Annotated in this window: 20 protein-coding genes and 1 riboswitch; of the genes, 16 read left to right on the top strand and 4 right to left on the bottom strand. The window is 72.5% G+C overall.

The features are described 5' to 3' along the window. The first annotated feature begins 78 nt into the window (after positions 1–78). Positions 79–1,128, top strand: a complete 1,050-nt coding sequence (locus ACIQGQ_RS26800) for an NAD-dependent epimerase/dehydratase family protein (protein WP_402399928.1) — start codon at positions 79–81, stop codon at positions 1,126–1,128. A 48-nt stretch (positions 1,129–1,176) separates the two neighbouring features. On the opposite strand, the gene ACIQGQ_RS26805 is transcribed toward ACIQGQ_RS26800, so the two are convergent. Further along, on the bottom strand, positions 1,177–1,476 hold the full coding sequence (locus tag ACIQGQ_RS26805; RefSeq protein ID WP_402399931.1) for a type II toxin-antitoxin system Phd/YefM family antitoxin: 300 nt from the start codon (positions 1,474–1,476) through the stop codon (positions 1,177–1,179). Positions 1,477–1,913: 437 nt separating this feature from the next. Here ACIQGQ_RS26805 and ACIQGQ_RS26810 point away from each other — a divergent pair, with 437 nt between their 5' ends. The 8 genes from ACIQGQ_RS26810 to ACIQGQ_RS26845 all read left to right on the top strand — a co-directional run bounded on the left by ACIQGQ_RS26810 (position 1,914) and on the right by ACIQGQ_RS26845 (position 6,804). Then, entirely contained in the window at positions 1,914–3,140 is a 1,227-nt protein-coding gene (locus ACIQGQ_RS26810; protein ID WP_402399933.1) for a cytochrome P450, read from the top strand. Positions 3,141–3,175: 35 nt separating this feature from the next. Continuing rightward, positions 3,176–3,370 (top strand): ferredoxin, encoded by a 195-nt coding sequence (locus ACIQGQ_RS26815; protein WP_402399936.1) that lies wholly within the window; start codon positions 3,176–3,178, stop codon positions 3,368–3,370. Beyond that, a complete protein-coding gene (locus tag ACIQGQ_RS26820) occupies positions 3,367–3,645 on the top strand; it encodes a hypothetical protein (protein ID WP_402399939.1) in 279 nt (92 codons plus the stop codon). Before ACIQGQ_RS26815 ends, ACIQGQ_RS26820 begins: the two co-directional genes overlap by 4 nt. A 72-nt stretch (positions 3,646–3,717) precedes the next feature. Further along, positions 3,718–4,065: an FAD-dependent oxidoreductase gene (locus ACIQGQ_RS26825; protein WP_402400194.1), complete on the top strand. Its 348-nt coding sequence runs from the start codon at positions 3,718–3,720 to the stop codon at positions 4,063–4,065. Beyond that, a complete protein-coding gene (locus tag ACIQGQ_RS26830; RefSeq protein ID WP_402399942.1) occupies positions 3,947–4,534 on the top strand; it encodes an oxidoreductase C-terminal domain-containing protein in 588 nt (195 codons plus the stop codon). The genes ACIQGQ_RS26825 and ACIQGQ_RS26830 overlap by 119 nt, the downstream gene beginning before the upstream one ends. A 278-nt stretch (positions 4,535–4,812) precedes the next feature. Next, positions 4,813–5,451: an ATP-dependent Clp protease proteolytic subunit gene (locus ACIQGQ_RS26835; protein ID WP_402399945.1), complete on the top strand. Its 639-nt coding sequence runs from the start codon at positions 4,813–4,815 to the stop codon at positions 5,449–5,451. Between the two features lie 7 nt (positions 5,452–5,458). After that, positions 5,459–5,767 (top strand): hypothetical protein, encoded by a 309-nt coding sequence (locus ACIQGQ_RS26840; protein WP_402399947.1) that lies wholly within the window; start codon positions 5,459–5,461, stop codon positions 5,765–5,767. A 393-nt stretch (positions 5,768–6,160) separates the two neighbouring features. Continuing rightward, a riboswitch (cyclic di-AMP (ydaO/yuaA leader) is annotated at positions 6,161–6,327 on the top strand. A 3-nt stretch (positions 6,328–6,330) separates the two neighbouring features. Beyond that, positions 6,331–6,804, top strand: coding sequence for a C40 family peptidase (locus tag ACIQGQ_RS26845; RefSeq protein ID WP_402399950.1), 474 nt, complete (start codon positions 6,331–6,333; stop codon positions 6,802–6,804). A 193-nt stretch (positions 6,805–6,997) separates the two neighbouring features. On the opposite strand, the gene ACIQGQ_RS26850 is transcribed toward ACIQGQ_RS26845, so the two are convergent. Next, positions 6,998–8,140, bottom strand: a complete 1,143-nt coding sequence (locus ACIQGQ_RS26850) for an 8-amino-7-oxononanoate synthase (RefSeq protein WP_402399953.1) — start codon at positions 8,138–8,140, stop codon at positions 6,998–7,000. Positions 8,141–8,281: 141 nt separating this feature from the next. On the opposite strand from ACIQGQ_RS26850, the gene bioB reads away from it, so the two are divergent. From bioB to bioD, 3 genes are read left to right on the top strand one after another with little or no spacing between them, the layout of a single operon-like run. Continuing rightward, positions 8,282–9,445, top strand: coding sequence for a biotin synthase BioB (gene bioB / locus ACIQGQ_RS26855; RefSeq protein ID WP_402399956.1), 1,164 nt, complete (start codon positions 8,282–8,284; stop codon positions 9,443–9,445). Next, positions 9,438–10,742, top strand: a complete 1,305-nt coding sequence (locus ACIQGQ_RS26860) for an adenosylmethionine--8-amino-7-oxononanoate transaminase (protein ID WP_402399959.1) — start codon at positions 9,438–9,440, stop codon at positions 10,740–10,742. Before bioB ends, ACIQGQ_RS26860 begins: the two co-directional genes overlap by 8 nt. Before the next feature lies 1 nt (position 10,743). Continuing rightward, entirely contained in the window at positions 10,744–11,424 is a 681-nt protein-coding gene (gene bioD / locus ACIQGQ_RS26865) for a dethiobiotin synthase (protein WP_402399962.1), read from the top strand. An 82-nt stretch (positions 11,425–11,506) separates the two neighbouring features. On the opposite strand, the gene ACIQGQ_RS26870 is transcribed toward bioD, so the two are convergent. Both ACIQGQ_RS26870 and ACIQGQ_RS26875 read right to left on the bottom strand, forming a co-directional pair. Beyond that, the gene (locus ACIQGQ_RS26870; RefSeq protein ID WP_352274337.1) at positions 11,507–11,878 is read right to left on the bottom strand and encodes a fic family toxin-antitoxin system, toxin component; all 372 of its coding nucleotides are present in this window, start codon (positions 11,876–11,878) and stop codon (positions 11,507–11,509) included. Next, on the bottom strand, positions 11,875–12,102 hold the full coding sequence (locus ACIQGQ_RS26875; protein WP_352274336.1) for an antitoxin: 228 nt from the start codon (positions 12,100–12,102) through the stop codon (positions 11,875–11,877). The genes ACIQGQ_RS26870 and ACIQGQ_RS26875 overlap by 4 nt, the downstream gene beginning before the upstream one ends. Positions 12,103–12,569: 467 nt before the next feature. On the opposite strand from ACIQGQ_RS26875, the gene ACIQGQ_RS26880 reads away from it, so the two are divergent. From ACIQGQ_RS26880 to ACIQGQ_RS26895, 4 genes are all read left to right on the top strand, one after another. Further along, on the top strand, positions 12,570–13,073 hold the full coding sequence (locus tag ACIQGQ_RS26880; protein ID WP_402399964.1) for a transglycosylase SLT domain-containing protein: 504 nt from the start codon (positions 12,570–12,572) through the stop codon (positions 13,071–13,073). A 111-nt stretch (positions 13,074–13,184) separates the two neighbouring features. Beyond that, entirely contained in the window at positions 13,185–13,610 is a 426-nt protein-coding gene (locus ACIQGQ_RS26885; RefSeq protein ID WP_402399967.1) for a GNAT family N-acetyltransferase, read from the top strand. A 232-nt stretch (positions 13,611–13,842) separates the two neighbouring features. Beyond that, the gene (locus ACIQGQ_RS26890) at positions 13,843–15,180 is read left to right on the top strand and encodes a hemolysin family protein (protein WP_402399969.1); all 1,338 of its coding nucleotides are present in this window, start codon (positions 13,843–13,845) and stop codon (positions 15,178–15,180) included. Beyond that, on the top strand, positions 15,177–16,196 hold the full coding sequence (locus tag ACIQGQ_RS26895) for a hemolysin family protein (protein WP_402399971.1): 1,020 nt from the start codon (positions 15,177–15,179) through the stop codon (positions 16,194–16,196). The genes ACIQGQ_RS26890 and ACIQGQ_RS26895 overlap by 4 nt, the downstream gene beginning before the upstream one ends. Positions 16,197–16,242 lie beyond the last annotated feature (46 nt).

The following is a 16,242-nucleotide window of genomic DNA, read 5'->3' on the forward strand; positions in this document are numbered from 1 at the left end:
AACGGTGACGCCGAGAGCGGATCCGCGCCGGGTGAACACCGCCGCGATTCCCGGCGGATCCGCCCTACCGTCGCTCCCATGGGCCGAGGAAAAGCATGGGTGCTGGGAGCGACGGGACAGATCGGACGGGTGGCCGTACGGGCGCTCGTCGAGGACGGCTGGGAGGTGACGGCCGCCTCGCTCGGTGGCGGCCGGGACGAGCGGTGGGACGGCGCGGTGCGCACGGTCGCCCTGGACCGGGACGCGGACGGGGCGCTCGCCGGGGCGCTGGGCGAGGGGTGCGACCTCCTGGTCGACATGGTGGCGTTCCACGGGGGCCATGCCCGTCAGCTGACCGGTCTCGCCGACCGGATCGGCTCGGCGGTGGTCGTCTCCAGCGGCGCGGTCTACGAGGACGACCGGGGCCGCAGCTTCGACACGCACGGCCAGCCGGGCGGCGCGCCGCACTATCCGGTGCCGATGCCGGAGTCGCAGCGCACCCTGCCGCCGGGCGACGCGACGTACGGGAAGCGGAAGATCCAGCTGGAGCGCGAGTTGCTGGCGGCCGGCGAAGAGCTGCCGGTGACACTGTTGCGGGCCGGGGCGGTGCACGGCCCGCACTGCCGCTCCCCGCGTGAGCTGTACTTCGTGAAGCGGGTGCTGGACGGCCGGGAGCGGCGGGTGCTCGCCCTCGGCGGCAAGGCCCGTTTCCACCCGGTCCATGTCTCCAATCTGGCCGAGCTGATCCGGCTGGCGGCGCTGCGGCCCGGCTCGCGGGTGCTCAACGCCGGTGACCCGTACGCGCCGACGGTCGCCGAGATCGGCGAGGCCGTCGACGCGGTGCTGGGGCGCAGCACGGTGACGGTGCTGCGGGAGGGGATGCCGGAGGAGGGCTTCGTCGGCCTGACCCCGTGGAGCGGCGCGCACCCCATCGTGTACGACATGACGGCGGCCGGGCGCGAGCTGGGCTACCGGCCGGTCACGGACTATGCCGGCTCGCTCCCCGGGACGGTCGAGTGGCTCGCGGCGCGACTGGCCGACCGGGACTGGCGGGACGCCTTCCCCGCCCTGCTGCGGGCGTACGGGGAGAAGCTCTTCGACTACGCGGCGGAGGACGCCTGGCTGGCGGCGTACGACCGGGAGCACTGAGGGACCGCCGGGGTGGCACGCCCCGGGGTGGTGTCGGCGCGGGGCCGTTCAGCGGCCCGGCTCGTGCCGCTCCCCGGGCTCGCGGTGCTCCGCCGCGATGCCGAAGCGCTGGCGTTCGCCGGGAACGGACGGCGCCGACCCGACCGAGGAGATCGAGCTGATCACCTGCTCCCCGGCCGCCCCCGGCTCCTGCTCCCGCTCCAGTCGTTCCAGGTCGGCGGCCGAGACGAGCGCCACCAACGGCTTGCCGTGGCGGGTCACCACCACGCGCTCGCCGCCGTAGACGACTCGGTTGATCAGTTCGGCGAGCTCCGCCCGGGCTTGCGTCACCGGAATCTCGTAGGCCATGCCCTCCAGCTTATGTAATGCCCGCCCGGTCCGGCGTGGTCCCGTGGTGAGGGTGACCGGTCCTGGTCGGAGGTGCCGGCTGCCGCCCGGGCGCGGGGCGGAGTCGCACGGTGCGGTCCGGGCCGGGGCCGCTTCCCGGCGGTGCGGCCCGGCTCCGGACGTACGGAGCGCTCCTGCCGGTTGCGGTGGGTGAGAGGAGGCCGTTCGGTTCCGGTCACATTTGGCGGGTGGGCGGCCGTGCGGCCGGGGAGGGGTCCGGGATCCGTCACCGCGCGCGGCGCCCCGGTCGGCACCGGGCGGGTGGCCGCCCTGCCGCGGGCATGGGTGATGGCCGAAAGAGAACACAACAGCCGATCACCCTCAGTGATTTAGTTGCGTCAGGCTACTAATGCTGTGAGAAATGAGTCACGTGATTCCTCTTCCCCAAGGAGGTACGCATGACCGAGACCGCGGACACGACGGTCCGACTTCCCGAACACCCCAGCCCCCGGGCGACCGGCTGCCCCTTCGACCCGCCGCCCGCGCTGCGCTCGCTCCAGGCCGACAGCCCCGTCACCCGGGTCCGGATCTGGGACGGCAGCAGCCCCTGGCTGATCACCCGGCACGATCATCTGCGTACGCTGCTCGGCGATCCGCGTGTCAGCTCCGACCCGGCGCTCCCGGGCTTCCCGCACCGCAACGCCGGGATGAGGGAGCGGGACCAGCGGGACCCCACGTTCATCAACATGGACGATCCCGAACACGCCCGGCTGCGCCGCATGGTGACCGCCCCCTTCGCGGTCCGGCGGATGAACGCGCTGCGGCCGGCGATCCAGCGGATCGTCGACGGCCTGATCGACGAGATGCTCGCCGGGCCCAGACCCGTCGACCTGGTCGAGGCGTTCGCGCTCCCGGTCCCCAGCCTGGTCATCTGCGAGCTGCTGGGCGTCCCGTACGAGAAGCACGACTTCTTCCAGCGCTGCACCCGGGTCGTCGTCCGGCGTACGTCGACGCCCGATGAGGTGCGGGAGGCGACCGGGGAGCTCACCGACTACCTCGACGGCCTCCTGGCCGCCAAGGGCGCGGAGCCCGGCGACGACCTCCTGTCCGAACTCGCCGTCAAGCGCGTGGCCACCGGCGAGATGACACGGCGCGAGGCCGCGCGGACGGGCGTCCTGCTGCTGGGCGCGGGGCACGAGACGACGGCCAACATGATCGCGCTGGGTACCCTGGCCCTCCTGGAGAACCCGGACCAACTCGCCCTGCTGCGCGAGTCGGAGGACCCCGCGGTGGTCTCCGCGGCGGTCGAGGAGCTGCTGCGCTACCTGAACATCACCCACTCCGGCCGCCGCAGGGTGGCGCTGGCGGACATCGAGGTGGACGGCCTCACCATCCGCGCCGGCGAGGGCATCGTCTTCGCCAACGACATCGCCAACCGCGACCCCGACGCCTTCCCCGACCCGGACCGTCTCGACATCACCCGCGACGCCCGCCGCCACGTCGCCTTCGGGTTCGGCGTGCACCAGTGCCTGGGGCAGCCGCTGGCCCGCGTCGAGTTGCAGTGCGTGTACAGCACGCTCTACCGGCGCATTCCCACGCTCCGGGCGGCCACCGGCATCGACCGGCTGGACTTCAAGCACGACGGCATCGTCTACGGCGTCTACGCGCTGCCCGTCACCTGGTGAACCGTCACTCTCCCCCGAACGGAAACGAGAAGCCGATGCGTGTGGAAGTGGACCGGCCCAAGTGTGTCGCCTCCGGTCAGTGCGTCCTGCTGGCCCCCGATGTCTTCGACCAGGACGACGACGGCATCGTCGAACTGCTCACCGACACCCCCGACCCCGCCCACCACGACGACGTCAGGGAGTCGGCCGCCATCTGCCCGGCGGCGGCGATCCGCCTGGTCCGGGCGTGACCGTCGGCCCTCCGCGCCGGATCGTCTTCGTCGGCGCCTCGGCGGCCGGTCTGTCGGCCGCCGAGGCCCCGCGCCGGGAAGGCTTCGACGGGGCGCTCGCCCCGGTCGGCCGGGAGCACCACCTCCCCTGCGACCGACCGCCGCCGTCCAGTCAGATCCTCTCGCGTACCTGGTCCGCCGAACGGACGGCCCTGCGCCCGTCGCCGGCCTGGAGGCCCCCGGAACCCGCACGGTGGCACCGGACGACGGAACCACCTGCGGCCACGACGGCCTGATCGCCGCCACCGGCGTCCGGCCCCGCGCCGTCCTCCCGGCCGCCCGTACCGGGCGTCCATGCACTGCGCACCCTGGACGACGCCGTCGCCCTGCGCGAGCGCCTCGGCGCGGGCCGCCGGCTGGTCGTCGGCGCCGGGTTCCTGGGCTCCGAAGTGGCGTCCTCGGCCCGCGATCCGGGGGCCGCCGTCACCCTCGTCGAGGCGGCGCCCGTTCCGCTCGCCCACGTCCTCGGGCACCGGGCCGGTGAACACCTCGCCCACGTGCACCGCGCGCACGGGGTGGATCTGCGTTCCGGCACCGGTGTCGCCGGAATCGTGGCCCCGGGCGGCCGGCTCACCGCCGCCCGGCTGTGCGACGGGGCCCTGGTCCCGGCCGACGACGTGCTCGTCGCCATCGGCTCCGCACCCGACACCGGCTAGCTCGACGGCAGCGGCCTGCGCCTGGCCGACGGGGTGGTCTGCGACCAGCACCTCGCCGCCGTCCCCGGCATCCGGGCCGCCGGGGACGTGGCCCGCCGGCACAACCCCCTGTTCGGCGCCGACATGCGCGGCGAGCACCGGACCAACGCCGCCGAGCAGGGCATGGCCGCCGCCCGCAACCTGCTCCACCCCCAATCCGCCCGCCCCGTACTTCTGGTCCGACCAGCGCGGGGTCAGGATCCAGGCGTACGGCCGGCTCCCCGGCCACCACGAAGCACGCGTCGTCGAGGGCGACCCGGCCCAAGGGCGGCTCCTCGTCGCCCGTCGCACCGGCCACCGGCTCACCGGCGCCCTGTCCTTCGGCATGCCGCCCACGGCACTGCGCCTCTGGTGCACGGTCATCGCCGCCGGAAGCGACTGGCGGGCGGCCATAGCGACAGCCCCGGCAGCCCGACCGCACACCCCTTGAGGCACCAGGGGTGTTGACCAGCAGTCCCGGCCGGTCAACGCCCCTCGTCCGGGATTTCCGGCCAGGTCCGGAAGCCCACGCAACGGCCGGATCGCCCCTCCGCGCCTGCCCATTCGGCGGGTTCACGGCGTTCCCGCATGCCTCGGCCGCCTCGTGGAACCGGCCGACGGGCCAGGTCGATGGCCCGAAACACTTCCCTCTTTCTGTACGTCCTGTACATTTTCTACGGAAGCCCGCCCAGGGCTTGGCCCGTACCGTTCCGGAAGAGAGGCGTCGCCATGCCGTTCCGCCCCGCAGCCCGCCATGTACTGCCCGAGTTCACCGAGCGCACGGCCGACGGCGTCCGCACCTTCGATCCGTACTCCAAACTGCTCGCCGAGCGGATCGTCTTCCTCGGCACCCCGGTCGACGACGCCGCCGCCTCGGACCTGATCGCGCAGTTCATGTATCTGGAGCACGCGGCCCCCGACCAGCCCCTCTCGCTCTACATCAACTCCCCCGGCGGCTCGTTCGAGGCCATGTCCGCGATCTACGACACGATGCGGTACGTGAACTGCGAGGTGGAGACCTTCTGCCTCGGCCAGGCCGGCCCCTGCGCCTCCGTACTGCTCGCCGCCGGGACGCCCGGCCACCGGCACGCGCTGCCCGGCGCCCGGGTGCTCGTGCGCCAGCCCGAACTTCCCGAGCCGATGCGGGGCCAGCCGTCCGACCTGGCCATCGAGGCGCGGGAGATGGAACGGCTCCACGCGCTCCTCGTCGAACTGCTGGCCCGGCACACCGGGCAGGACGCCGGGCGCATCGCCGAGGACATCGAGCGCGATCTGATCCTCGACGCGGCCGGGGCCCGGGCGTACGGCCTGGTGGACCACGTCCTGGAGAACCGGAACGCCGTCCGTGCACCGCACGGCGCGCGGTGACCACCCGATGCGACCGCCGGAGCCCCAGCCGCTTCCCGCACTGACCCGGGCCGAGGGGGAGTTCATCGACCGCTACCTCGACGTCGTCGACCAGATCGGCCGGATCAACCCGGCCCGGGGCAACGACACCTACGGCGCACTGCGCGCCGCACAGGCACTGGCCTCGCACGCGGTCGCACTGCGGGACGCCCTGACACTGATGCACGAGCGCGGGGAGGCACACATCCACACCACGACGCTCGCCCGGGCGCTGCGCGTCCTGGACGGCGAGCGCCGCGCCGGGCGCGTCACCGTGCCACCGGCTCCCACCAGTTGACCGGAGCGTACGCTCCGCCGTGGGCGGCGCGGCCCGCCGCACCGCCCACGGCCCGCGCCCCGTCCAGGCGGGCGACACACCCGACACGGTGATCGGATTTCCTCGCCCGTTCGGCGTAGGAAGCCCCCTGCGCAAGAGACCGCTCGACTTGCGCGTTTCGCGCGGACCACAGCTGGAATCAGCGCTTCCGCCGCTGGTACCGCGCCGGCCCGGTCATCCGGCAACAGTCCGGAAGGGTTCATGTCCACCCGAATGGATCAGCCGTGAGGAGCCTCACATATCAGTTTTTCAGCTCGGAAATCCCCCGGCCCGTGGGTCAAGATCCCTGGGACGACAAGCCCCCGCCACCGCGGCGGGGCGGTCCGGGTGGACGCCGAGTCCTGCCGCCGTCCGGATGTCTGGTCGACGAAAGTGGATCGGCAGGAGTGGAGGACCCGAGCACAACGGGTCGGCCCGGGCACACCGGACGACCCTCGGGGTGAAGCCGCACCACGCGGCCGGGCGACTTCGCAGGCCCGAACCCGACAGGTCATCCTTCACAGGCGGCTGACGAAGGGTTGCGCATGTCTGCGCAGGTTCATGTCCCGTCCTTGCTCGCCCGGGCCGGAACGGCCTCGGTCCTCACTCTCGCCGCCGTCGGCGGCACCATGCTCGCGCCGGGCGCCCAGACGGAGGCCCAGGCCGCGACCGTCTCGATGAAGGCGCTCGACATCGCGGCGTCGAAGAAGGGCTCACCGTACCGCTGGGGCGCCGCGGGCCCCCACCGCTTCGACTGCTCGGGCCTGACGCTCTACGCGTTCAAGAAGGCGGGCAGGAAGCTCCCCCGCACGGCCCAGCAGCAGTACAACCGGGCCAAGCACGTCCCGGCCTCGGACCGGCGCCGCGGCGACCTGGTCTTCTTCCACTCCGGCCGCAGCGTCTACCACGTCGGGATCTACGCCGGGGAGAACCGGATCTGGCACTCCCCGAAGGCCGGTGCCGTGGTGAGGCTGGAGAAGATCTGGAGCAGGAGCGTCTACTACGGCCGGGTCGGCTGAGCCCGGCCGGCCCGCCCCGCGGCCGCGGCCGTGCATCACGTTCGGCGCCAGACCGTCCGACGCGGCCCCCTCCCTGATCGACACCGGCCCGTCCGGCCGGCGGAGGAGAGGGAGGGAGGCCGCGCGGTCCTCACCGGGCCGTGCGGCCCGCCGTCGCGGAGCGGCCGCCGGACACGTACGGGGGCGGGTGCGGTCAGCCCGCGGGCGCGGTGCGCAGGACGGTCGACACGGCGGTGGTGATCTCCTCCTCGGTCAGGTCGGCGCGCGCGGTCAGCCGGAGCCGGGACACCCCGTCCGGCACCGACGGGGGCCGGAAGCAGCCGACGGCGACCCCGGCGGCGCGGCAGTCGGCCGCCCAGCGCACCGCCGCGTCCGCGGAGGGGGCGCGCACCGACACCACGGCCGCGTCGGGGCGTGCGGCGGTCAGCCCGGCCCCGGTCAGCCGTTCGTGGAGCGTGGCGGCCACGGCGCGGGCCCGGCCGGCCCGTTCCGGGTCGCGGCGCAGCAACCGCAGGCTCGCCAGGGCGGCGCCCGCCGCGGCCGGGGCGAGACCGGTGTCGAAGATGAACGTCCGGCCCGTGTTGACGAGGTGTTCGATGACGCGGGCCGGTCCGAGGACGGCTCCGCCCTGGCTGCCCAGGGACTTGGAGAGGGTCAGGGTGGCGACGGTCCCGGCGGTGCCCGCGAGCGAGGCGGCGGCCGGCGCACCCCGGCCGCCCGGCCCGAGCACGCCCAGGCCGTGTGCGTCGTCGACGAGCAGCGCGGCGTCCTCCGCACGGCAGACCTCGGCCAGTTCGGACAGCGGGGCCGCGTCGCCGTCGACCGAGAAGACCGAGTCCGTGACGGCGAGCGCCCGCCCGTCCCGTGTCCGCAGGGCCTTGCGTACGGCCTCGGGGTCGGCGTGCGGGACGACGGCGGTCCGGGCGCGGGAGAGCCGGCAGCCGTCCACGATCGAGGCGTGGTTGCCCGCGTCGGAGACGATCAGCGAGCCGTGTCCGGTGAGCGCCGTGACGGCGGCGAGGTTGGCCGCGTAGCCGGACGACAGCACCAGGGCCGCCTCGAAGCCGCAGAACTCGGCCAGCTCCCGTTCGAGTTCGGCGTGGAGCGCGGTGGAGCCGGTGACCAGCCGTGAACCGGTCGCTCCCGCGCCCCATTCGTGTGCGGCGGCGGCCGCGGCCGCAGTGACGTCGGGGTGTCTGGCCAGCCCCAGGTAGTCGTTGCTCGCGAGGTCCAGGAGCCCGGAGTCGGCGGGCCGGGGGCGGAGGACACGGACGAGTCCGGCATCGGCACGACGGCGTGCCTCGGCGTCGATCCAGCCGAACGGGTCGAAGGGCATGAGCGGTCCCTTTTGTAGGCAGCTCACAGACCCTAACCGTGGAAACCGCCGGTCATGGTGTGGCAATACACACACCCTCGACAGGCACTGTTGTCCGGTTCCTCCTTGGCTGCGGGACGCCGGTAGGACAGGATCTTCGCCATGGACCTCCTGACCACACTGGTGGACAAGGGCCTGCGGCGCGAGCTGCCGACCCGTGAAGAAGCCCTCGCCGTACTGGCGACCCCGGACGACGATCTGCTCGAAGTGGTGGCCGCGGCCGGGAAGGTGCGCCGTCAGTGGTTCGGGCGGCGCGTGAAACTCAACTACCTGGTCAACCTCAAGTCGGGGCTGTGCCCCGAGGACTGCTCGTACTGCTCGCAGCGGCTCGGCTCCAAGGCCGGGATCCTCAAGTACACCTGGCTGAAGCCGGACGAGGCGTCGAAGGTCGCCGCGGCCGGAGTGGCGGGCGGGGCCAAGCGGGTGTGTCTGGTGGCGAGCGGCCGCGGCCCCACGGACCGCGACGTCGACCGGGTGTCGGAGACCATCGAGGCGATCAAGGAGCAGAACGAGGGCGTCGAGGTGTGCGCCTGCCTCGGTCTGCTCTCCGACGGCCAGGCCGATCGGCTGCGGTCGGCCGGCGCCGACGCGTACAACCACAACCTCAACACGTCCGAGGCGACGTACGGGGACATCACCACCACCCACACCTACGCGGACCGGGTGGCGACGGTGCGTCAGGCCCAGTCCGCCGGGCTCTCGGCGTGTTCGGGACTGATCGCGGGCATGGGCGAGAGCGACGCCGACCTGGTGGACGTCGTCTTCTCGCTACGCGAACTGGACCCGGACTCGGTGCCGGTGAACTTCCTGATCCCGTTCGAGGGAACTCCGCTGGCCAAGGAGTGGAACCTCACCCCGCAGCACTGCCTGCGCATCCTGGCCATGGTCCGGTTCGTCTGCCCGGACGTGGAGGTACGGCTCTCCGGCGGGCGCGAGGTGCATCTGCGCTCGATGCAGCCGCTGGCCCTGCACCTGGTGAACTCGATCTTCCTGGGCGACTACCTGACCAGCGAGGGCCAGGCGGGCCAGACGGATCTGGACATGATCGCGGACGCCGGTTTCGAGGTGGAGGGCGCGGGCACGACGACGCTGCCCGCGCACCGGTCTGAGCAGGGCGGATGCGGCTCGCACGACGGCGGATGCACGCCCTGCGAGGGGACGCCCGAGGCGGATCCGGCCGCTCCCGCCGAGGCGCCGGCCGCGCGCACCGACCTGGTGGCGGTCCGCCGCCGCGGCGCGGGGACGGATCTCGCCCCCAATGCCTGAGCCGCTCTCCACGGCCGAGCTGAGGTCCCTGGACCGGGCCCATGTCTGGCATCCGTACGGCCCGATGCCGGGGCGTCAGGATCCGCTGGTCGTGGCGTCCGCGTCCGGGGTACGGCTCAGACTGGCCGAACCTTCCCACGGACAGGCCGAGTTGGTGGACGGCATGTCCTCCTGGTGGTCCGCGGTGCACGGCTACAACCATCCGGTCCTCAACGAGGCGGCCCGCGGGCAGTTGGGCCGGATGAGCCATGTGATGTTCGGCGGGCTCACCCATGAGCCCGCCGTGCGGCTGGCCTCCCGGCTGGTCGGGATCACCCCGGAGCCGCTGCGGCACGTCTTCCTCTCCGACTCGGGGTCGGTCGCGGTCGAGGTCGCGGTCAAGATGTGTCTGCAGTACTGGCGTTCGGCCGGGCGGCCCGCCAAGCAACGGCTGCTGACCTGGCGCGGCGGCTATCACGGGGACACCTGGCAGCCGATGTCGGTGTGCGACCCCGAAGGCGGGATGCACGAGCTGTGGTCGGGTGTCCTGCCCCGTCAGGTCTTCGCCGACGAGCCGCCGGCCGGCTTCGACGCGGAGCCGGACGCCGCCTACGTACGGCAGCTGCGGGAACTGATCGCCGGGCATGCCGAGGAGTTGGCGGCGGTGATCGTGGAGCCGGTGGTGCAGGGCGCGGGCGGAATGCGTTTCCACTCCCCCGCATATCTGCGGGTGCTGCGCGAGGCGTGCGACGCGAACGACGTGCTGCTGGTGTTCGACGAGATCGCCACCGGGTTCGGCCGGACCGGAAAGCTGTTCGCCGCCGGGCACGCCGGTGTCTCGCCCGATGTGATGTGCGTGGGCAAGGCGCTGACCGGCGGCTATCTGACGATGGCGGCGACGCTGTGCACCTCCCGGGTGGCGGAGGGCATCTCGCGCGGCAAGGTGCCGGTGCTCGCGCACGGCCCGACGTTCATGGGCAATCCGCTCGCCGCCGCGGTGGCGTGCGCCTCGATCGATCTGCTGCTCGGCCAGGACTGGGAGCGTGAGGTGGAGCGCATCGGGGCGGGGTTGCGGGAGGGACTCGCCCCGGCGTCCGAACTGCCCGGGGTGCGGGACGTACGGGTGCTGGGCGCGATCGGCGTCGTACAGCTGGATCACGAGGTGGACATGGCGGCCGCGACCCGGGCCGCGGTACGGGAAGGGGTGTGGCTGCGGCCGTTCCGCGACCTGGTCTACACGATGCCGCCGTATGTGACGGACGACGAGGACGTGGCGCGGATCTGCCGGGCCGTGTGCGCGGCGGCGCGAGAGGGATGAGATGACGATCCTGGTGGTGACCGGTACGGGCACCGAGATCGGCAAGACGATCGTGACGGCGGCCGTGGCGGCGGCCAACGCGGGTCGCCGTGTCGCGGTGCTCAAACCCGCGCAGACCGGCCTCGCTCCTGGCGAACCGGGCGATGCCGCCGAGGTGGCGCGGCTGGCCGGGGACCATGTCACGGCGGTCGAGCTGGCCCGGTTCCCCGAGCCCCTGGCCCCGGCGACCGCCGCCCGCAGGTCCGGACTCCCGCCGGTACGGCCGGACGACGTCGCCGACGCGGCGCGGAAGCTGGCGACCGAGCACGACCTGGTCCTGGTCGAGGGTGCGGGCGGGCTGCTCGTCCGGTTCGACGACGAGGGCTCGACCCTCGCCGACGCCGCCCGGCTGCTGGCCGCCCCGGTGCTGGTCGTGGTGGCCGCGGGGCTGGGCACGCTCAACACCGCGGCACTGACCTCGGAGGCCCTGCGGTCCCGGGGGCTGGAGTGCCGGGGGGTCGTGGTGGGCAGCATGCCCGCCGAGCCGGACCTCGCGGCGCGCTGCAATCTGACGGATCTGCCGGTGGTGACGGGCGCCCCACTGCTGGGTGCGGTACCGGCCGGTGCGGGTGCGCTGGAACCGGCCGCCTTCCGGGCGCGGGCCCGGGGCTGGCTCACGGCGGAGCTCGGCGGGGACCGCTGACCTCGGCGCGCGGGGGCCGTGCGGGCCGGCCGTCCGCATCACGCGGACGCGGCCCACACGGCCCGCGCGGCTCCCGTCCGGGTCACAGGCTCCACTGGCGGAGTTCGTCGGCGATGGCCCGTACGTCGGCCTTGCCCTCCTTCACCAGCCTGGCCAGGTCGCGGACCTGCTCGGGCGAGGTGATGACCTTGAGCCCGGAGGCCACGAGATATCCGTAGGCGACGGCCGAGGAGAACATCGCGTTGGAGTGTTCGAGCGCGGGGACGTGCAGCAGCAGCTGAAGGAGCGAGGCGGCCCGGGAGTGCGGGTCGCTGTACACGGGGCTGCCGAAGATCTCGGCCTCGTGACGGGCCACCGCCGCCACGAGTGCGCCCCAGTCGACGACCTGCGGATCGCCGGGGGTCTTGTGCTCGGCCACCATGAGCAGCCAGGCGAGGTCGATCTTCAGGTTCAACGCTTGCCTTCGCGCTCCGGGCCGAACTCCTCGGCGAACACCGACCCGTACTGCTTCATGAAATCGGCCGCCGCCTCGACGAAGGTGTGTCCCACCTCGCCGGCGTCCTGTCGTACGAGCTCCTCTATATAACGGTTCACGCTCATCCCCCTCTGCAGCGCGCGCTGCCGCGCGGCCTCGGCGGTGGCCTCGTCCACTCTCACGTTCAGCTGAGTCTTGGGCACCCCACCACGCTAGCGCCGGGGCGCTAGCACCGACAAGAGAAGGCCGCGGGTGCCCCGTACACGGGTCGAGGGACAGGGAACCGGGTCCGGAACGACCCTCGCACCGGCCCCGCCTCCGGCCTCGCATCGCGTCCCGGACGGGCCCGAAAACGCCCCGAGGATGTGATGCCACCCATAGGGGCCAGATCACATACGAAGACGGATAGTAGGCCTCGGAGCCGCAGACACGCGAGATAAACAGCCTTAAATGCACCATTTCGGACATTACTCCGTATTGGGGTAGTACGTCACATCGTTGACCCCTGGGCGGACCGCCGCTAACCATGGTTGTCATCACGGGGAGCCACGAACGGCCCGGACGCAACACCACCGGACCCGCCACCCCGTCCCGCATCCCGCGGGCCCCGCCCCACCGCCGACACCGGCACCCGGGCGGCCTCGTCCCACCCCACAGGAGTTACTTCCGCATGACCGCTCGCACCCTGACCAGCACCGGCCGCATCCGCAACCTGGCCATCACCGCCCTCACCACCACCGCCGCCGCGGCCGCCGCCCTCACCCTGGTCCCCTCCTCCGCGCACGCCGCGGAAGTCAAGCAGACCGCCGCCGCGGTCACCGCCGGTGACGCCGGGCAGACCGGCAAGGCCTACGCGAACAACCTGGACGGCTGGATCAAGGAGTCCCTGGACATCATGAAGTCCAAGGGCATCCCCGGCACCTACGAGGGCCTGCACCGCAACATCATGCGTGAGTCCAGCGGCAACCCCAACGCCGAGAACGGCTGGGACGTCAACGCCCAGAACGGCACCCCGTCCAAGGGCCTGCTGCAGGTCATCCAGCCGACCTTCAACGCCTACCACGTCGCCGGCACGGCCCACGACCTCACCGACCCGGTCGCCAACATCACCGCTGCCGCCAACTACGCCGCCGACCGCTACGGCTCCATCGACAACGTCAACTCGGCCTACTGATCCGGCCGTACACCCCGGCACACGCCACCGCGCCGCGTCCGCACCGCAGCGGACCGTCCACAGCGCGAAACACGCTCGCCCGGCCGATCCCCACTCTGCTTGGCTCGGCCCATGAGCGATCTCCACATCCGCCACGCCGACCTCGGTGACATCGACGCCGTACTGGACTTCTGGCGCGAAGCCGCAGAGGGAACGAGCATCAGCGACGACCACGACGGGGTGACCCGGCTCATCGGCCGGGACCCCGAGGCCCTGCTCCTCGCGGAGCGCGACGGCCGGCTCGTGGGAACCGTCATAGCGGGCTTCGACGGCTGGCGGTGCTCGGCCTACCGACTGGCCGTACACCCCGACCACCGCCGCGAGGGCATCGCCACCGCCCTGACCCGGGCGGCGGAACAACGCTTTCTCGCCCTCGGCGGACGTCGCGTCGACGCCATGGTCCTGGAAGCCAACGAACGCGCGCATCGCGCGTGGGACGCGAACGGCTACCACCGCGAGGACCGCTGGCGGCGCTGGGTCAAGCCACTCACCGACTGAACGCCCTCCGGACCACTGCCGCCGCGCCGGTGACCACCGGCCGCGACGGCTCCGAACCGGGCGGCCCGCCGAGACGATCAGTCGACTTTGCCGATCCTTTACTATGGGTGTTCCACTGTCCGCATCCTTCCGAAAGGTGTGAGCGTCCGCCCATGGGCGAGCCTCCCAGTCGACACGACCGGTACCGAGCGATCCTTCCTCCCCTGCCCGATCATGGGACGGAGGTGAACCGATGACCGAAGTGCTCCTGCTGCTCGTGGCCGTACTGCTCTCCCTGGCCTGCGGCGCCTTCGTCGCGGCCGAGTTCTCGCTGACGACCGTCGAGCGGGGCCAGCTGGAACGGGCCGTCGAGCGCGGCGAACGGGGCGCCGCCGGCGCCATGAAGGCCGTACGCAGCCTCACCTTCCAACTCTCCGGCGCACAGCTCGGCATCACCGTCACCAACCTGGTGGTCGGCATGCTCTCCGAGCCGTCCATCGCCAAGCTCATCCGCGGCCCGGTGGAGGCGGTCGGCCTCTCCCCGGGCGTGGCCTCCTCTGTCGCGCTCGTCCTGGGCACGGCGCTGTCCACCGTGTTCCTGATGATCGTCGGCGAGCTCGTCCCGAAGAACTGGGCGATCTCCTCCCCGCTCGCCGTGGCGAAGGCCGTGGCCACCCCGCAGCGGATCTTCACCGCGGTCTTCCGCCCCTTCATCAGCCACCTCAACAACACCGCCAACCGGATCCTGCGCCGCATGGGCCTGGAGCCGGCCGAGGAGCTGGCCTCCGCGCGCAGCCCGCAGGAGCTGGCGGCACTGGCCCGGCACAGTGCGAAGGAGGGCGCGCTGGAGGCGGACACGGCGGAGCTGTTCGTCCGCACCCTGAACCTCTCGGAGCTGACGGCGGAGAACGTGATGACGCCCCGGGTCCAGGTCACCGCCCTGGAAGCGGAGGCCACGGCCGAGGACGTCGCGAACGCGACCCGGGCGACGGGTCTCTCCCGCTTCCCCGTGTACCTCGGCAATCTGGACACCGTCGTCGGAGTGGCGCACATCAAGGACGTGCTCGCGATCCCCGCCGAGCAGCGTCCCCGCACCCGTGTCTCGGAGATGCTCCGCGCCCCCCTGCTCGTGCCGGAGACCCTCACCGTGGACCGGCTGCTGGACCGGCTGTCCGGCCAGCTCGCCATGGCCGTCGTCATCGACGAGTACGGCGGGACCGCCGGGGTCGTGACGCTGGAGGACATCGTCGAGGAGGTCGTCGGCGAGGTGCGCGACGAACACGATCCGCACGAGACCGCGGACCTGGTACCGGCAGGCGAGGACACCGACGGACGGCCCCTGTGGTCGGCCGACGGCGCCGCCCGCGTCGACCAGCTGAAGACGATCGGACTGCGGGTGCCGGATGGACCGTACGAGACACTCGCCGGACTCGTCGCCACCGAGGTCGGCCGGATCCCCGCCGTGGGAGACACGGTGGAGCTGGCCGGCTGGCGGATCGACGTGGTCGACGCGTCCGGGCGCCGTGCCGCGCGCGCCCTGCTGCACGCACCGCTCCCCGGTGACGACGAACGGACGGAGGACGCACGATGATCGCCGTCCAACTTCTCATCGGGCTGCTGACCCTGGTCGTCAACGCCTTCTTCGTCGGGGCGGAGTTCGCGCTGATCTCCGTACGCCGCAGCCAGATCGAACCCGCCGCCGAGGCCGGGAACCGGCGTGCGCGCAGCGTGATCTGGGGCCTCGAACACGTATCGGCGCTGCTCGCGGCGGCGCAGCTCGGCATCACGCTCTGCACACTGGTCCTCGGTATCGTCGCCGAGCCCGCCATCGCTCATCTGCTGGAGCCCGTCTTCCACGCGGTGGGCATGCCGGACGGACTGATCCATCCGATCTCGTTCGTGATCGCGCTGACCGTGGCGACGTATCTGCACATGCTCCTCGGTGAGATGGTGCCGAAGAACATCGCGCTCGCCGAGCCGGTCCGCGCCGCGCTGCTACTCGGACCGCCGCTGGTGGCCCTGGCCAGGGCGCTGCGCCCGGTGATCTTCACCATCAACACCTTCGCCAACACCCTGCTCAAGCTCCTCCGGGTCGAGACGAAGGACGAGGTGTCCGCCACGTTCTCCGACGACGAACTGGCCCGGCTGGTGACCGACGCGGGCGATGCCGGGCTCGTCGACGACCGCTCGGCCGAGCGGCTGCGTCACGCCCTCGAACTGGGCAGCCGCCCGGTGCGGGAGGTGGCGATGCCGGTGGACCGGGTCACGTACGCCAGGATCGGGACCACTCCGGAGCAGCTGGAGCGGCTCTCGTACGAGACCGGCTTCTCCCGCTTCCCCGTGATGGACGGCGAAGGGCGGATACTCGGTTATCTCCATGTGAAGGACGCCCTCGACGCCGCACCGCGCGACGTGCCCTTCCCGGTGACCGCGATGCGGCCCATCGCCCGGGTCCGGGCGGACACCCCGCTCGACGACGCCCTGACCGCGCTGCGGCGCAGCCGTACGCACCTGGCGGCAGTGCTCGACGAGGACGGCCGGCCGGCCGGGATGGTCACCATGGAGGATGTCCTGCGCGAGCTGGTGGGGCGCCCGAAGGCCCACTGACGAAGGCGCGGGGCCCGCTGACGGAGAACGGGGCGCGGCCGGACAC

Source organism: Streptomyces sp. NPDC092952 (genome assembly GCF_044754785.1).
Classification (GTDB): domain Bacteria; phylum Actinomycetota; class Actinomycetes; order Streptomycetales; family Streptomycetaceae; genus Streptomyces.

Bases quoted from the DNA above. Each gene is read 5' to 3' on its own strand.
- ACIQGQ_RS26890 (WP_402399969.1), top strand. From the start codon at position 13,843: ATGACCGAAGTGCTCCTGCTGCTCGTGGCCGTACTGCTCTCCCTGGCC.
- ACIQGQ_RS26880 (WP_402399964.1), top strand. From the start codon at position 12,570: ATGACCGCTCGCACCCTGACCAGCACCGGCCGCATCCGCAACCTGGCC.
- ACIQGQ_RS26815 (WP_402399936.1), top strand. From the start codon at position 3,176: ATGCGTGTGGAAGTGGACCGGCCCAAGTGTGTCGCCTCCGGTCAGTGC.
- bioB (WP_402399956.1), top strand. From the start codon at position 8,282: ATGGACCTCCTGACCACACTGGTGGACAAGGGCCTGCGGCGCGAGCTG.
- ACIQGQ_RS26895 (WP_402399971.1), top strand. From the start codon at position 15,177: ATGATCGCCGTCCAACTTCTCATCGGGCTGCTGACCCTGGTCGTCAAC.
- ACIQGQ_RS26885 (WP_402399967.1), top strand. From the start codon at position 13,185: ATGAGCGATCTCCACATCCGCCACGCCGACCTCGGTGACATCGACGCC.
- ACIQGQ_RS26805 (WP_402399931.1), bottom strand. From the start codon at position 1,476: ATGGCCTACGAGATTCCGGTGACGCAAGCCCGGGCGGAGCTCGCCGAA.
- ACIQGQ_RS26800 (WP_402399928.1), top strand. From the start codon at position 79: ATGGGCCGAGGAAAAGCATGGGTGCTGGGAGCGACGGGACAGATCGGA.
- ACIQGQ_RS26840 (WP_402399947.1), top strand. From the start codon at position 5,459: ATGCGACCGCCGGAGCCCCAGCCGCTTCCCGCACTGACCCGGGCCGAG.
- ACIQGQ_RS26845 (WP_402399950.1), top strand. From the start codon at position 6,331: ATGTCTGCGCAGGTTCATGTCCCGTCCTTGCTCGCCCGGGCCGGAACG.
- bioD (WP_402399962.1), top strand. From the start codon at position 10,744: ATGACGATCCTGGTGGTGACCGGTACGGGCACCGAGATCGGCAAGACG.
- ACIQGQ_RS26835 (WP_402399945.1), top strand. From the start codon at position 4,813: ATGCCGTTCCGCCCCGCAGCCCGCCATGTACTGCCCGAGTTCACCGAG.
- ACIQGQ_RS26850 (WP_402399953.1), bottom strand. From the start codon at position 8,140: ATGCCCTTCGACCCGTTCGGCTGGATCGACGCCGAGGCACGCCGTCGT.
- ACIQGQ_RS26810 (WP_402399933.1), top strand. From the start codon at position 1,914: ATGACCGAGACCGCGGACACGACGGTCCGACTTCCCGAACACCCCAGC.
- ACIQGQ_RS26860 (WP_402399959.1), top strand. From the start codon at position 9,438: ATGCCTGAGCCGCTCTCCACGGCCGAGCTGAGGTCCCTGGACCGGGCC.